Here is a 15,294-nt window from a genome sequence, read left to right on the forward strand (position 1 = left end):
GCTGGAGCTTAGGTATCGTGAGCGATAGAAAACGTTTGTTTTATAAAATGAGCCCGTCTTTGAACAATCAAAGACGGGCTGACTCCATTGAAATGAAGTCCAATTAGTTTTTTTGAGCAGGTGCTTTAGGATGGCGTTCCAGAAACCTGAGGGAGTCGCCGCGGTCTACGACCATTTCATAGTTATGGCTAGAAAGGCTCGCATAAAGGGACTGGAGACGGCGCAGGAGGGAAACACCTCCACTGCGCCTTGTGACGCCAGGCACGGGCGGCGGGAAGAGGGGGACACGAAGTACATTGGCCCCGGAGTAAATCGCCATGACTTGTCCTTGGACATGGATGCTGTTAACAAGGGGAGAGGCGGCGATATTGGCCTTAGGGAACATCACGCGCAGGATGGCCGTGAGGCGCAGGAAGGTTTCCAGGTTACACGGCAGCTGATGACGGAAACTCGTTCCTTCCCTTGGAACAAAAGGAGATAGGCTGATTGTATCGGGATTGATTTCCTGGAGCATGGTAAGGTCACGGGCAAGATACTCCGCCATCTCATAAGGAGCCCCGACAAGGAATCCTGTATCAAGCTCATAGCCAAGGAGCTTAAGGTCGTTTAGGCAGTCTATTTTGGTTGATAGGGAATCCGACGGGGGATGGAGTCTTGAAAAGTGCAGGGGATCTGCCGTTTCAAAACGCAGGAGATACCGATCGGCACCGGATTTTTTCATTCGGCTGTAAGATAGGCGGCTTCGCTCACCAATGGAAAGGCCCAGCGCACAGTCCGGAAACTCCCCTTTGAGCGTTGAGATGAGGTTGCCCATGATCATATCTGTATAGTAATGATCTTCCCCTGATTCCAGGATGAATGAGCGCAGACCGAGTTCATACCCTTCTTTCAGGGCGCCGCGGATTTCCTCTGAATTGAGACGGAATCTTTTTTTATCCCTGTTTTCTTCTCGGAGGTCACAATAAAAGCAGTTTCGCGGGCAGTGATTGGTGAACTCCAGAACGCCCTGCATATAGATCCGGCGATGAAACAGATAATTCACCGCTTCCTGCGCGGCCGCAAAAAGCTTATTGCGCAGCGAAGGATCCTGGGAGCGCAGAAGCTCCAAATATTGTTCATCCGCAAGGGACGAACGCTGCATGAGCAGGTCGACAACATCCATGACAATTCCTCAACTTCCCTTTATTCGGTCACTACCGTCTACTTAACATTCCTATTATACTATATTGCGCGGCTTGTTACTAGATGGGTATGAAAAAATGCCCCATCTTGACAAGAGCGTTCCATTCCGATATACTTCATTTGTTATGGAGAGGTGGCCGAGTGGTTTAAGGCACCAGTCTTGAAAACTGGCGATCCTGCGAGGGACCGTGGGTTCGAATCCCACCCTCTCCGCCAATTAAAAATGAGATATGCGGACGCTTTCCGCATAAATTCAAATAACACCGCATGAGTCTTTGAATAAGGACTGGTGCGGTGTTTCAGTCTTTTATCATTTCCACATATGTTTACATGAGTCCGTACCATCAAGCAAAGCTTGCGCACCAATTGCGCACCAGCTGCCCCTAAAAACATCCTCTTTTGATTCACCCCTATGGACTGTCCGAAAGGAGAAATTTCCCATGAACTTTTTTGATCTTTTATCGGCCCGCCGCAGCGTGCGTCAGTATACGGAAGAACCCATCGAGCGCAATAAGCTCCAACAGATTGTTGCCGCCGGACTCATGACGCCGAGCAGCAAGAACCTTCACAGTACAGAATTTTTAGTCGTCGAGGACCGGAGCCTCATTTCCCAAATGGCCCGCTGCAAGCCTCGCTTTGGGGAAATGCTTACACAAGCGACGGCGGCTGTCGTTGTATTGGGGCGCCTTGAATCCCATGCTTGGGTGGAAGACGCGTCCCTTGCTATGCTCGCGATGATGCTTGAGGCCCGGGAACTGGGAATTGGCAGCTGTTGGGTGCAGGTAAGGCATATGGTCTCCGAAAAAATAGGCTCTGATGGAAATCCCCTTACGTCGAATAAGGATCTGCAGGAACTGCTCCATTTTCCGGATGGGCTTGAGGTTGAAGCCATCCTTTCCTTGGGATATCCGCTCCATCCCATTCGTCCAAGAAAATTGGCTGACGTGAGACCTTTCCGGGTCCATTGGGGCAAGTGGGAGTAGGGCCGTTTCCTCTTGCTGTTTGGGCAGCCGTAAAAAAGGGACGCAACGCATAGACATGGACAAGCGACAGGATCTGTACGTATGGAATGTGCGCTGCAGGTCTTGTTTTTTTGTCGTCTTTTGTCCCTTCCCACGAGATTTTTGAAAGTCAAGTTGTATCGACCTTCCTTTCTTTGGTAAAATGAAGGACAAAGCATTGCTTTTTCACCAACTTGCACTATAATGAAAGTGAATATATGTTTAGGATAGGAGGGGTGACAATGGGGTCCAGGACCATTGATGAGCTGCGGAAGCTGCTCCATCTGCCCGATGTGGAATATGGCCGGGAAAGCATCAGGCGCAGGAAGTGGCAGGAACCGCTTCCTGCCGCACTGCAAAAGCTTCGGGAATACCAATGGCAGGCACGCAACAAGTATAGCCCTTCCGAACTTTTTGTCCTACAGGGAAAAGCCGCGGAAAACTATAGCGATGAAACGGTTCACACTGGCCCTTGCCTTCACTATTATCCATCTTATTCGGCGCTCAGTGACAGCGAGCTGCGGGGCTACTTTGGCTGGCGTACGCGGGTTCGTCGGGGACAGGTGGAACCATCAAACCTCACCTTTTACATCCTTTATGCCAATGAACTGATCAATCTTATTGGTGTCAAATCGCCGGAGGAGGGATACGAACGGCTCCTAAAGCTGCGGGACGACTATGGGCCGAAGGAACCGACCCTTATTATGCGTCTGAATGAGTGGCTCTTTCATTTCATGGTCTATTATGGGGTGACGCCCGAAAAACTCCCGCCCGTCGTGCAGAGTCTCATGGCCCTTGGTAAGGACCTTACGTATCTGGAAACGGAAGACCTAGTCCTTCATCATCATGAGACCGTTGAGGTCCTTTCTAGACATTCCAATTACAACCTTAAGAAATCCCTTCTCTATCATAAAGATCCTCTGCATTATGAACGCTTCATTGCCCTGATCTATCAAAAGATTGTGGCCTATTTCAAGGACCATCGACAGATGGGATTCATGGATACGTGCCTTGCCAGTGAAACCTATCGCTGGCTCGACCTTTTTGAAACGGCTTATTTTCTTCCTGAACGCCGGGAACGAAAAAAACTGATTTATCGATTCGATCAGTATGCATATGTAAAGACTGATGGGGAAATCTGGACCCTATGGTACCGAACGGCGGATAATAAGCATAGGCGGAGACTGGGATCCTATCTGCGCATGGCCGAGGTCCATTATCGAAAGCTCATGGAAGAGCCGCCCCTCCAGCCGCTTGAAACGCCGCCTAAATGGCTGGTGAAAAGTGTGGATGCCATTGTGGCCCATTTTCAGGAAGAAGCCGCACGTAAGGCACGGCAGGAAGTGTCCTTCGATTTGAGTAAATTGGGCTTAATCCGCAAGGATGCCGCACAAACGCGGGATAAGCTCATGACAGAAGAGGAAACGCGGGAAGAAAGCCTTCGGGAGTTGTCCAAGGAAGAAAGGAAGGAACCCGCTTTGACGCGGGTTGCTGAAAAGGCCTCTGAGCAAGGACCTCAGCTCGCCTTCTTGGAAAAAGAAAAAAGTACAGCCCAGATACCGCCCCCTCACAGAGTGCCCGTGGTGGAAAAGAAGGCACTTCCCTATGGCCTTACGGAGGCGGAAGCCGCTTTTCTTAGGGCACTGCTTACGCATGCATCCTATAAGGAAACGCTTCCTCCTGGCATGATGGTTTCCCTCATGATTGACCGGGTCAACGAGAAACTTTATGATGAATTTATGGATACGGTCCTTGCTGATGACGGAGGGCCGATGATCCTTGCCGATTACGTCGATGACCTGAAAGGAGTCCTACTGTGATCAAAATCCCAAAAAGAATTGCCCGGACCCTCATCAGTTCCTTAAAGGGCGGTGTCGTGCCCCGCATTGGCCTGCCTTATATTACTGTGGGGCGTAAGAACGAGATTGACGCGCTGCTCCACGATGTCTCCGTGATTGAAGAAGGCGGCGCCTCCTTCCGTTTTGTCGTAGGGCGCTACGGAAGCGGCAAAAGCTTCCTGCTCCAAACCATACGCAACTATATCCTTGAAAAGAACTTTGTCGTGGTGGATGGGGACCTGTCACCGGAACGGCGGCTTCAAGGAACCCATGGGCAGGGGCTTGCCACGTACCGTGAACTCGTGCGCAACATGTCGACCAAGACCCGCCCCGAAGGGGGTGCCCTTACGCTCATCCTCGACCGCTGGATTGACCGTGTCCAGGCCCTGACCATGGAAGAAACCGGCCTTGCCATGGGGGATGGGGCCCTTATTGACGCTGTGGAAAAAAAGATCCGCAAGGTCCTATATTCCCTGGGGGACATGGTCCACGGTTTTGATTTTGCCCGTCTCCTGAGTCTTTACTACGAGGCCTACCGCAGCGGTGATGATGCCCAAAAGGCCCTTGTCATCAAATGGTTCCGCGGGGAATACGAGACAAAGACAGAGGCCAGGAAAGAACTCGGCGTCAATATCATCATCACCGATGATGACTGGTATGAATACCTTAAAATCTTTGCCTATTTCCTGAAACAGGCTGGTTATGCCGGCTTTTTTATCCTGATCGATGAACTGGTCAATATCTATAAGATTCCCAATGCCATTTCCCGTCAATATAACTATGAGAAGATCCTTACCATGTTCAACGATACCATGCAGGGAAAGGCCCACTACCTAGGCATCATTCTCAGCGGTACGCCTCAATGCATGGAAGATCCGCGCCGCGGCGTCTATAGCTATGAAGCGCTGCGTTCTCGCTTGGCGGCAGGGCATTTCAGCGGTGACTACAAAGACCTGCTGGCACCCGTGATCTACCTTCAGCCCCTGACGCCGGAAGAACTGCTCATCTTGACGGAAAAACTGACGGAGATCCACGGCTTGCTCTATGAATATGACAATAAAGTGACCCAGGAAGACCGCATTTCTTTCATTCGTCAGGAATTTGCCCGCGTCGGGGCCGATTCGCATATTACGCCCCGGGAAATCATCCGTGATTTTATCGAGCTCCTTGATCTTGTCTACCAGCACCCGGATAAGACAATCGGTGATTTCCTCCAAAGCGGTGAGTTTGTCTATGCCAAAAGTGAGGAAACGCCCGACGGAAAGTTCGCCGAATTTACGCTTTGACTCGGTTGCTGTTTGTTGACAGGAAAGGATCCTGATTTTGTCTATTTTTGATGAATATGCTCCTTTTGTGCAGGATTTCATCTATCGAAATGGCTGGGACGAACTGCGCCCCATCCAAGTGGCCGCAGGGGACGCCATCTTCCATACCGATGATAACCTGCTCCTCACGGCATCGACGGCGTCAGGCAAGACGGAAGCCGCCTTTTTTCCCATCCTGAGCCTTTTTGATGCCAATCCGCCCAAGTCTGTGGGCTGTATCTACATCGGACCGTTAAAAGCCCTCATCAATGATCAATTCCAGCGCCTGACAGACCTTTGTTCCGATGGGAATATCCCTATCTGGCACTGGCATGGTGATGTTTCCCAGTCTCACAAAGCAAAGCTCATGCGCCATCCGTCGGGCATCCTGCAGTTGACCCCGGAATCCCTGGAAGCCATTCTGCTTCATAAGCATATGGCCGTTCCTAGGCTCTTTGGGGATTTGCGCTTTGTTGTCATTGATGAGGTCCATTCCCTGCTGCGCGGTGACAGGGGCGGACAGACCTTGTGCCTTATCGAGCGAGTCAGCCGCCTTGCTGGCGTCAATCCCCGCCGCATTGGGCTGTCAGCTACGATGGGGGACCCTGAACGAACAGGGGCTTTTTTGTCCCTCGGCACGGGGCGGCGCACCATCATTCCCCGTATACAGTCAAAAGGAAGCCGCTGGCGTCTTTCCCTTGAGCATTTTTATGTCAAGGATACCCAGGCCGGGGAAGGGCGGACCGATATCAAAGCCCTGCCCGTTCTCGATGAAAAGACCGATACGGCTCCTCGTGAGGCGGATCCCGGTCTTGGTTACATTTTTGAACATACGCGGGGAAAGAAGTGCCTTGTTTTTGTCAATTCCCGCGAAGAGTGTGAAGGAGTGACGACAAGCCTGCGCCAATACTGCGAACTGAACCATGAGGCGGACCGCTTCCTGATCCACCACGGAAATCTCAGCGCAAGTTACCGGGAAACGGCGGAAATGCTTATGAAGGATGAAAGCAAACCCTTAACGACGGTTACGACGTCGACCCTTGAACTAGGAATCGACATTGGTCGTCTGGAACGAGCCTTCCAAATCGACGCGCCCTGGACGGTCTCGAGCTTCCTGCAGCGTATGGGACGCACGGGACGGCGCGCCCTGCCGCAGGAAATGTGGTATGTCATCAGGGAAGACGAACCGGAAATCCGGGCCCTGCTGCCAGCGACCATCCCTTGGAAGCTCCTTCAAGCCTGTGCCTTAATCCAGCTTTACCTGGAAGAGCGCTGGGTGGAACCGCCGCGGCTTGACCGGCTGCCTTTCAGCCTTCTTTATCACCAGACCATGAGTGTCCTTGCTTCCTGCGGGGAGATGAGCCCTGCTGAGCTTGCCTCCCGCGTACTGACACTCAATTATTTTCACCGCATCACCCCTGATGACTACCGCGTCCTCCTGCATCATCTTATCCAAACGGACCACATCCAGTTGACGGAAAAAGGCGGCCTCATTGTCGGTCTTGCGGGGGAGCGGGTCATCAATTCCTTTAAGTTCTATGGCGTCTTTCAGGAAAGCGAGGAATATACTGTCCGCAGCGAATCCCAGGAACTGGGTACGGTTGTTGCACCCCCGCCGCCGGGTGAAAAGATTGCCCTAGCCGGCCATGTATGGCGCGTCCTTGAAGTAGACCGCAAACGGCATCTGATCTACTGTGAAATGGTAAAGGGCAAAGTACCGGCTTACTTTGGTGAATGCCCAGGTGACCTTCATACAAAGGTCCTGAAACGGATGCGCCAGGTCCTGCGGGAAGATACCCTTTATCCCTATCTCATGAAAAATGCTGTCAGCCGCCTTACGCAGGCGCGCTGCACGGCAACCCAAAGCGGTGCTGCTGATGAGAATCTGATTTTTTTGGGCGGCAAGATGTGGTGCTTCATTCCCTGGCTTGGGACCTATGGATTTCTTGCCATGGAGCGTTTCCTGCGCCTTAAATGCGGAGATAAGCTTGGCCTAAAGAATTTGGACCCCTTCCGGCCCTTTTTCATGCAGTTTACCATGGAAGCGGATGCGCCTACCTTTTATGCCGTCCTGCGGGAAGAGGGGGAAAAGCTCAATAATCCGATGGATCTGGTGTACCCAAACGAGGTCCCTTTATTTGATAAATATGATGAATATTTGCCCGAGGAACTTGTAAAGAAAGGATTTGCCTACGGCGTGCTCCGCATGGATGAAGTCAAGGACTTTTGCCGCAGCCTTTCAGCAGAAAAGGCAAGGCCGGCGGAACTGGTTGACGGGGCACCATCATGAAAAATAGGAGAAAAAAATGACCCAAACCATGGGAACCCTCATTGTCCTTTTATCGACAGGCATGTGGGGCATCTCTGGCGTGTGCGGCCAGTATCTGTTTGAACACACGCAGATTGATTCGACTTGGCTGATTGCTGTGCGGCAGATCCTTGCCGGTCTCATGTACATGATGGTAATAGTCCAAAGGGGAAAGGAACCGCTATTTGCTATTTTTCGCGCTCAGCGGCAAACCCTTTGGGAAATGCTCTTTTTTACCTTGGGCCTTCTGGGGTCCCAGTATGGTTTTTATTATGCCATCAAGCTCTCAAACGCTCCTACAGCAACGGTCCTCATTTACACAGCGCCTGTCTTTGTCGTGCTCCAGCAAGTGCTGATGCAGCATCGACCTGTGGAAAAAAAGGAAGCCGTGGGAATCTTTACGGCTCTTATGGGTGTCTTTCTTGTTTCCACCCATGGCAACCCGACTAGCCTTGTCATTTCGCCGGCTGCTCTTTTTTGGTCCATTTTGTCTGCCATTGCCATGACCCTTTACACGGTGGCGCCAGCGCATATCCTTAAAGAATACAGCAGTCCTTACCTGATGGGGTGGGGGCAGCTCCTTTCAGGATTCATCCTTCTTCCTTTATGCAATCCCTTTCATTCCGGGGTGGAAAGCTGGACGTTTTTTAGCATAGGAGCCATGGGCTATATCATTGTCTTTGGGACGGTTGTGCCATTTCTCATGTACTTTAACGGCCTCAAGGTCATTGGCCCCGTCAAGGCATCTCTCATCAGCTGCAGTGAACCTCTTTGTTCCGTCTTGTTTTCTGTCGCCTTTTTAGGAACCTTCCTTGCCCTGCCGGACTATTTGGGCGTTGTGTGTATTGTAGGGACGGTGGTGATGCTGAGTTTGAAATAGATTGATGGGGGAGCGCAAAAATCGGGCTCAAATTCCAGAATACTGTGCCTCCATTGCATCCATAAAATAAAGAATCAAGCATAGTAGGAAGTACTTGCTTCGAATCGGATCGATTTTTGCTCCGAGTAATAATACGGGATGAGGCGCGGACCTAAACCGCCCCCTTGCGGGGGAAGGGGTCCGAAATGATTTGCTCTCAAACATTTTTCTCGGACTTACGATGACGCATCAAAAGCGTCCTTCGAAACTCCGGGCGAAGGTTCCTCACTACCGTTTGCAGGGAAACGGCGCTTTGCTTCTCATCCACCACCAAAATCGGGAAATGATCATGATAAATGCTTGTAGAAATTTACCGGTTTCGGTCCCCTCCTTTGCAAAAGCGGATCGATGTTGCGCATCGAGTACAAAGGGAAAATACGAACACGGGTCGTTCCAAGCACTATCGTGGTTTCTATATTTTCAAAAGACAATCCTTTTTTCAGAACTCACATAAACGTTAAGAACCCTAAACGGGATCCTTGTTTATATTCGTTTGGGGTTATTTCTCACGATCTTTTGGGTTATAATCTTTTGTCTCCGTGTTTTGCCTAGGTAAAGGCGAATCGACACTACGAGTCGATCTCAAAGGGAAATCGCGAAAGCGGATTGTTCCGGATGCTATTGTTATCTTTCTATAAAAAGATCTTTTTTTTCAGAACCCAAATAAAAACGAAGAGCCCTGTCCCGAACCAGTGACTGCGTTCGGGGCAGGGGTTACTTTTGGAATCATACCTTACGGGTCTTATGCCTTACTGTTTTTCACCGATCAATTCCCAATCTGCAGTTTTTTATAAAGGGGAAAGCAAGCGTCCTATCAGGGCGTTTCGGTGAGTCGTCTTTGAACGAGCTTTTTATCTTAAAAAAACACCCCCGCTCTTGCGGGAAGTGTTTTCTTGTATCTTTTGAAAACCGCGCCATAGTGGCGTGGTTCCGGAAAGCCTATAGCTATAAAAGACCTCCTAATGAAGTACCATGCAGTCGACCTGTCAGTCAAGCAAAGTAAAACATTAGGAGGTGCACTGCCATGCCAAGTGGGCAGAGTCATGTCGTTCATAGTTTAGTACACACAAAGTGGAATTGTAAGTATCATATTGTGTTTGCACCAAAGTATCGTAGAAAAGTTTTCTATGAGAAAAAACGGTTAGCAATAAGAGACATCTAGCGACAGCTTTGTGAATGGAAGGGCGTAGAAATTCTTGAAGGTGAAATTTGCCCTGATCATGTACATCTGTTGGTAAGTATCCCACCAAAAATTAGCGTTTCGTCTTTTGTTGATTTTCCAGCAGTTTGGAAATATGAAATTTGCCTACCGAAATCGCGAATTTTGGTGCAAGGGATACGCTGTCGATACAATAGGTAAAAACACTACTGCAATAAAACATGATATAGCCAATCCGCTAAAACGCGACCGGGAAGGGAATCAACTGAGTATATTCGATTCACGAGACCCGTTTACGGATAGCAAGTAACCCCGTGCATGGCTGATAGGCCAATTTTTTAACGTACTTGTACGTCGCCAGTAATATGATGGCTATGCCCGAAAATGAAAAACCACCCGCTATGCGGGTGGATAGTTATTTCCTTACCCAAAAATGACTTCATCAATCTCTTTCTGCACGGCCATATACTCCCGAATGGAGGCTTCACACCGCTCCGTGAAGGTGGGGCGCAGGTCGAGTTTTTCGCCAAGAAGCTTGAAGAAGGCCTTTTCTTCATCGGCATAGGTTCCATCCACAAGGGCAAGCCCCATCAGTTCGAAGACAACAATACGTTTTTGAATGCGGTCCGTTGCGGCATTGAGGTTCGTCGCTAGGGCTTCCAGGGATTTCTGAGGCGCGTCAAGGGAAATGGTCATCTGCAGTTCCTCGCCATAGGCTGCGAGCAGTTTTTCTTCCCGCTTATCGACAATTCCATCGGCATTGCACAAATATTTGGCAATATCAATAAAAACTTCCTTTGCAGGTTGAGATAATCTCCGTAAATACATAAGGACCCCCTCGTTCAAGTTTGCTCCACGGAAAGCTTAAGAAAATTCTATGGGTGCTTCCTTGCTTTTTATTATAGCAAAGCGCGTAGGGAGACACAATGACAAAAGGGAGAGCTCAAGAGATAAAAGTAAAATATGTAATAAATTTGACAATTGAACTCGTTGAAAAAAGGCGTTTCTTCGACCTTTTTAGCTATGCGTGAACAAGGAAATCGAAAAAAATGAATCTTGATGAAGATGCTGTGTTTTCCAGTGTTCTTCATGATATAATGAAGAGCAAGAATGTGCTGTCAGATTCCATGGACTTGCTTCATGATACGTAAAGGAGGTCCTTTCATGGACTTTTCGCAAATAAGGCATCCTTATCCTTCGCGCCGCAGCGTGACCTACGGCAGACGCGGCATGGTGGCTACCAGCCAAACCCTTGCGGCGCAGGCGGGTCTTGCCATGCTGAAACAGGGCGGGAACGCGGCCGATGCCATTATCGCCACGGCGATTGCCATGACCGTTCTTGAACCAACGAGTAACGGCCTGGGAAGTGACGCTTTTGCTCTTTATTGGAGCGCAAAAGATCATCAGCTTTTTGGCCTTAATGGCAGCGGATGGGCGCCCCAGGCACTGACGCTTGAGGCCATGCGCGAAAAAGGCGTTGCTGCTATGCCGGAGCGGGGCTGGGCTTCCGTGACCGTTCCAGGTGCTGTTTCAGCATGGTCCGTCCTACATCGTCGTTTTGGCAGGCTGCCCTTCAAGCGTCTTTTCGAGCCGGCGCTGTCTTACGCCGAAGAAGGGTATCCTGTCCAGCCTGTGACAAGTCTCCTCTGGAACCGGAGCGTCCAAACCTTTGCGCCTTTAAAGAAGGACGAAGTGTTTGCCCCGCTGTTTGAAACTTTCTTCAAGAACGGGGCCCCTGGCCCTGGCGATTTGGTCCGTCTTCAAGATCACGCAAAGACCCTGCGCCTTCTTGCTGAAAGCCACTGCGAAAGCTATTACCGCGGTGAGATTGCTCGGGCTATCGATGACTTTTCCAAAAAGACGGGCGGCTATCTTCGCGCAGAAGACCTGGCTACCTATGAAGCGGAATGGGTGACGCCTGTATCCCGTTCTTATCACGGCTTTGAAATCTGCGAAATCCCGCCCAATGGGCATGGCATTGTGGCCCTCATGGCCCTTGCCCTTGCAAGCCGTCTTCCCATCAAGAACCGAGCGGAGCCGCGGAGCGTTCATTATGCCATTGAAGCCATGAAGCGTGCTTTTGTGGACGGTATGGAATATATTACCGATCCCCGTTACATGAAAGTGGACGTGAACGATCTTTTAAGCGATGATTATGCTGATCGTCGTGCCCAAGGTCTTACGGAAGACGCCGAAATGCCGCGCGCCATCGATCCGGACTGCGGCGGTACAGTCTATCTCTGCGCGGCCGATGGGGAAGGTAATATGGTGTCCTTTATTCAGAGCAACTTCCGTGGCTTTGGCAGCGGAATCGTCATTCCTGGGTATGGCATTTCCTTTAACGATCGTGCAAGTTCCTTCCGTCTTGATGAGAAGGCGGCCAATGTCCTCGTACCGGGTAAAAAGCCTTACCACACCATTATCCCTGGTTTCCTCATGAAACAGGGAGAACCCCTTGGCCCTTTCGGCGTCATGGGCGGCTATATGCAGCCCCAGGGTCATCTCCAGGTCATGATGAACTATATCGATTTTGGCCTTAATGAGCAGGAAGCCCTTGATGCACCGCGCTGGCAGTGGATGGGCGGCAAAAAGATTGAAATTGAGCCGGGCTTTGGCCCTGCTGTGATTGAAGACCTGAGACGCCGCGGCCATGAAGTGACGGTCAAAGAGGATTTTACCAGCTTTGGCCGAGGTCAAATGATCATGCGTCAAAAAAACGGGTCCCTTGCTGGAGCCACAGAACCCCGGGCGGACGGCACTGTCGCCGCTTGGTAAAAGGAGGAATTTCCATGAAAAAAGTAACAATGATCGTCATGCCGGGCTGTCCCTACTGTGCTAATGCCAAAAAGGCATTGGCAGCCCTTCAGAAAGAGGCAGCCTATCGAGATGTCCAGGTGGAACTTGTCGATGAAACAAGTGAAGCCGACAAAGTAAAACCTTATGCCGGTGCGTATTACTATGTACCGACCCTTTTTGTGGATCACGATAAGAGTTACGAGGCGCATCCCGGCGATACGTATGAAGTCATCTGCGAAGCTGTGGAAAAAGCGCTGGCTGCTGCCAAATAATTTCCCCGCAAATAGAAAACCTGCAGCAAGAGGAGTCCTCCTTTTCTGCAGGTTTCTTTTTTCATTTTTTGGGGACGATGTCCCCAATTCCATTAAGGACATAATGGGGCTGGTAGGAGTAGTGCTTCATTGTGCTCCGCGTTGTCACGCCTGAAAGGACGAGTGCCGTTTCCATCCCTGTTTCTACACCGGCGATGATGTCCGTATCCATGCGGTCACCAATCATGACGGCATCTCCGGAATGGACCCCCAATTTTTTTAGACCTGTCCGCATCATAAGAGGATTTGGCTTGCCGATGAAGTAGGCAGCTACCCCGGTTGCTAGTTCAATCGGGGCAACGAGGGCGCGGCAGGCGGGGATGATGCCTCGGTCGCTGGGCCCCGTAAGATCGGAGTTTGTGGCAATGAGCTTGGCTCCTTGATTGATGAGCTGCGTTGCCTTAATGATCATTTCATAATTATACCCTGTCGTTTCACCCACAACGACATAATCAGGGTTCACATCATTAAAGGGGATCCCTGCATCGTAGAGCGCGTTCATGAGTCCGTGGGCACCGATGATATAAGCGCTGGAACCGGGTGCCTGTGTCTTTAGGAATTGAGCTGTTGCCAGGGCGCTTGTGTAAAAGTGGGATTCGTCGATGTCAATCCCCATGGCAAGGAGCTTTTTGTGGAGTTCAAGAGGTGTGCGTTCGCTGGAGTTGGTGAGGAAGAGAAACTGCTTTTTTTCCTTCCTGAGCCAGTCCACAAATTCCTTGACACCAGGAAGAAGCTGGGAACCTTGGTAAATGACACCATCCATATCGCTGATAAAGCCATGTTTGGAACGAATGATTTCAAGATCTCTCATATTGACCCTCCTTTGTGATTTTGTTTTTATTATCATTCACAGCAAAATAAATAGCAAGCGATTTACCGTGATTTTACAGTTTTCTCACGTCTTTTACGAAAACGGTTCAAATGGGGCGGAACGGACTCCCAAAAAACGGAAAAGTTTTGCTTTCTCCCGTACAATCCGTTATACTTGAAAGCATGATTGTGGAAAAAATTGCACTAAGAGACTGATTCAGCAGTATTGTAGGAGGGCAGCAGTTATGAAGGAAAGAGAAACTCTTGGATCACGGCTTGGCTTTATTTTACTGAGTGCAGGATGCGCCATTGGCGTTGGCAATGTGTGGCGTTTCCCTTACATTACAGGACAGTATGGAGGCGGCTTCTTCGTTCTCGTCTATGTGCTTTTCCTTGCCATCTTGGGAATTCCCATCATGACCATGGAATACGCCATGGGGCGGGCCACAAAGCGCAGTATCCTGCCGGCGTACCGCCTGCTTGAACCGAAAGGCAGTCACTGGCACCTCATGGGATATCTATCCATGGCAGGCAACTATGTCCTGCTCATGTATTATTCCGTGGTTTCGGCGTGGATCTTTTACTACGCTTATCTCATGATGAAAGGCACCTTCCTGGGACTTGATACGGCTCAGGTTGAGGCCATCTACGGCGGGATGATGGGGTCCCCGCGGATTCTCGTATCGGTCATGCTCGTCGTGGTTGTCCTCACGGCCGTCATCTGCAGTATGGGACTCAAAAAAGGCGTTGAAAGCATAACCAAGTTCATGATGATGGCCCTTCTGGCTCTTATGGTCATTCTGGGTATCCGGAGCCTGCTCCTTCCCGGTGCCATGGAAGGCATTTCCTTCTATCTCAAACCCAATCTTGCTAATATGGAAAAGGACGGCATCTGGAACGCGGTCTATGCAGCCCTCAACCAGAGCTTCTTTACCCTCAGCATCGGCATGGGCGGAATGGAAATTTTTGGCAGCTACATTGATAAAGATAAGCGCCTTATGGGAGAAGCCGTCACCGTGACGGCCCTTGATACCTTTGTTGCCATTACAGCAGGCCTCATTATTTTCCCTGCCTGTTTTGCCTACGGCATTGCACCAGACGCAGGTCCCAAGCTGATTTTCCTTACTTTGCCGCGAGTTTTTAGTTCCATGGCCGGCGGTGTGGTCTGGGGATCGCTCTTTTTCATCTTCCTGTCCTTTGCCGCCCTTTCGACCATGATTGGCGTTTTCGAAAATCTTCAGGCCTTTGCCATTGACCTTAAAGGTGCGAGCCGGAAGGCGGCGGGGCTTGTAAATGGAATTATCATTGCCATCGGTTCCATTCCCTGCGCCCTGGGCTTTAACCTATGGGCTTCTTTCCAGCCCCTGCGGCCTGGCAATACGGTCATGGACATGGAAGACTTCTTTGTCAGCAATATTTGTCTTCCTGTAGGTTCCTTTATCATCACCCTTTTCTGTACTTGGAAGTTGGGGTGGGGGTTCGACCGCTTTATCGAAGAAGCAAACGAAGGGCAGGGACTTTCTGTAGCTAGAAAATTCCAATGGTACTTTAAATATATCCTGCCCTGTATCGTCGGGTTCCTTGTCGTTTATGGCATTGTGACCTATTTTAGATGAGCATCTGTTCCAGCTCTTTTCATGAAGAAAGGGGCTGTTTTTTTCTGCCC

Annotated in this window: 11 protein-coding genes, 1 tRNA gene and 1 pseudogene; 10 read left to right on the forward strand and 3 right to left on the reverse strand. The window is 50.2% G+C overall.

All coding sequences use genetic code 11. The features are described 5' to 3' along the window. Nucleotides 1-103: 103 nt before the first annotated feature. Nucleotides 104-1,162, reverse strand: coding sequence for a [FeFe] hydrogenase H-cluster radical SAM maturase HydE (gene hydE, locus HMPREF1246_RS01385; RefSeq protein WP_021736482.1), 1,059 nt, complete (start codon nucleotides 1,160-1,162; stop codon nucleotides 104-106). A gap of 147 nt (nucleotides 1,163-1,309) precedes the next feature. Between hydE and HMPREF1246_RS01390 the strand changes: the two genes are divergently transcribed. The 7 genes and pseudogenes from HMPREF1246_RS01390 to tnpA all read left to right on the forward strand — a co-directional run bounded on the left by HMPREF1246_RS01390 (nucleotide 1,310) and on the right by tnpA (nucleotide 10,021). Continuing rightward, nucleotides 1,310-1,398: transfer RNA gene (locus tag HMPREF1246_RS01390), tRNA-Ser, on the forward strand. A gap of 224 nt (nucleotides 1,399-1,622) precedes the next feature. Then, nucleotides 1,623-2,165 (forward strand): nitroreductase family protein, encoded by a 543-nt coding sequence (locus HMPREF1246_RS01395; RefSeq protein ID WP_009015830.1) that lies wholly within the window; start codon nucleotides 1,623-1,625, stop codon nucleotides 2,163-2,165. Between the two features lie 260 nt (nucleotides 2,166-2,425). Further along, nucleotides 2,426-4,003: a TerB N-terminal domain-containing protein gene (locus tag HMPREF1246_RS01400; protein ID WP_009015829.1), complete on the forward strand. Its 1,578-nt coding sequence runs from the start codon at nucleotides 2,426-2,428 to the stop codon at nucleotides 4,001-4,003. Next, nucleotides 4,000-5,307, forward strand: a complete 1,308-nt coding sequence (locus tag HMPREF1246_RS01405) for an ATP-binding protein (RefSeq protein WP_009015828.1) — start codon at nucleotides 4,000-4,002, stop codon at nucleotides 5,305-5,307. Before HMPREF1246_RS01400 ends, HMPREF1246_RS01405 begins: the two co-directional genes overlap by 4 nt. A gap of 37 nt (nucleotides 5,308-5,344) precedes the next feature. Then, the gene (locus HMPREF1246_RS01410; RefSeq protein ID WP_009015827.1) at nucleotides 5,345-7,615 is read left to right on the forward strand and encodes a DEAD/DEAH box helicase; all 2,271 of its coding nucleotides are present in this window, start codon (nucleotides 5,345-5,347) and stop codon (nucleotides 7,613-7,615) included. Between the two features lie 16 nt (nucleotides 7,616-7,631). Further along, complete coding sequence (locus HMPREF1246_RS01415; protein WP_021736509.1) at nucleotides 7,632-8,513, forward strand: DMT family transporter; 882 nt, start codon at nucleotides 7,632-7,634, stop codon at nucleotides 8,511-8,513. A 1,063-nt stretch (nucleotides 8,514-9,576) separates the two neighbouring features. Then, nucleotides 9,577-10,021, forward strand: a pseudogene (gene tnpA / locus HMPREF1246_RS10185) (IS200/IS605 family transposase). Between the two features lie 113 nt (nucleotides 10,022-10,134). Here tnpA and HMPREF1246_RS01425 read toward each other — a convergent pair. Beyond that, nucleotides 10,135-10,539 carry a hypothetical protein gene (locus HMPREF1246_RS01425; protein ID WP_009015824.1) on the reverse strand — a complete coding sequence of 135 codons (405 nt, stop codon included), beginning with the start codon at nucleotides 10,537-10,539 and terminating at the stop codon, nucleotides 10,135-10,137. A gap of 336 nt (nucleotides 10,540-10,875) precedes the next feature. Here HMPREF1246_RS01425 and HMPREF1246_RS01430 point away from each other — a divergent pair, with 336 nt between their 5' ends. After that, entirely contained in the window at nucleotides 10,876-12,486 is a 1,611-nt protein-coding gene (locus tag HMPREF1246_RS01430) for a gamma-glutamyltransferase family protein (protein ID WP_021736464.1), read from the forward strand. A gap of 14 nt (nucleotides 12,487-12,500) precedes the next feature. Then, a complete protein-coding gene (locus HMPREF1246_RS01435) occupies nucleotides 12,501-12,779 on the forward strand; it encodes a glutaredoxin domain-containing protein (RefSeq protein WP_021736490.1) in 279 nt (92 codons plus the stop codon). 61 nt (nucleotides 12,780-12,840) lie between these two features. Here the strand turns inward: HMPREF1246_RS01435 and HMPREF1246_RS01440 are convergent, their stop codons facing one another. Further along, nucleotides 12,841-13,629, reverse strand: a complete 789-nt coding sequence (locus HMPREF1246_RS01440; protein WP_014128671.1) for an HAD-IIA family hydrolase — start codon at nucleotides 13,627-13,629, stop codon at nucleotides 12,841-12,843. A 244-nt stretch (nucleotides 13,630-13,873) separates the two neighbouring features. On the opposite strand from HMPREF1246_RS01440, the gene HMPREF1246_RS01445 reads away from it, so the two are divergent. Further along, a complete protein-coding gene (locus tag HMPREF1246_RS01445; protein WP_016459482.1) occupies nucleotides 13,874-15,244 on the forward strand; it encodes a sodium-dependent transporter in 1,371 nt (456 codons plus the stop codon). Nucleotides 15,245-15,294 lie beyond the last annotated feature (50 nt).

Source organism: Acidaminococcus sp. BV3L6, from assembly GCF_000468835.1.
Classification (GTDB): domain Bacteria; phylum Bacillota; class Negativicutes; order Acidaminococcales; family Acidaminococcaceae; genus Acidaminococcus; species Acidaminococcus intestini.

Coding starts and splice junctions, on each gene's coding strand:
- hydE (WP_021736482.1), bottom strand. CDS start 1,162: ATGGATGTTGTCGACCTGCTCATGCAGCGTTCGTCCCTTGCGGATGAA.
- HMPREF1246_RS01395 (WP_009015830.1), top strand. CDS start 1,623: ATGAACTTTTTTGATCTTTTATCGGCCCGCCGCAGCGTGCGTCAGTAT.
- HMPREF1246_RS01400 (WP_009015829.1), top strand. CDS start 2,426: ATGGGGTCCAGGACCATTGATGAGCTGCGGAAGCTGCTCCATCTGCCC.
- HMPREF1246_RS01415 (WP_021736509.1), top strand. CDS start 7,632: ATGACCCAAACCATGGGAACCCTCATTGTCCTTTTATCGACAGGCATG.
- HMPREF1246_RS01425 (WP_009015824.1), bottom strand. CDS start 10,539: ATGTATTTACGGAGATTATCTCAACCTGCAAAGGAAGTTTTTATTGAT.
- HMPREF1246_RS01430 (WP_021736464.1), top strand. CDS start 10,876: ATGGACTTTTCGCAAATAAGGCATCCTTATCCTTCGCGCCGCAGCGTG.
- HMPREF1246_RS01435 (WP_021736490.1), top strand. CDS start 12,501: ATGAAAAAAGTAACAATGATCGTCATGCCGGGCTGTCCCTACTGTGCT.
- HMPREF1246_RS01440 (WP_014128671.1), bottom strand. CDS start 13,629: ATGAGAGATCTTGAAATCATTCGTTCCAAACATGGCTTTATCAGCGAT.
- HMPREF1246_RS01445 (WP_016459482.1), top strand. CDS start 13,874: ATGAAGGAAAGAGAAACTCTTGGATCACGGCTTGGCTTTATTTTACTG.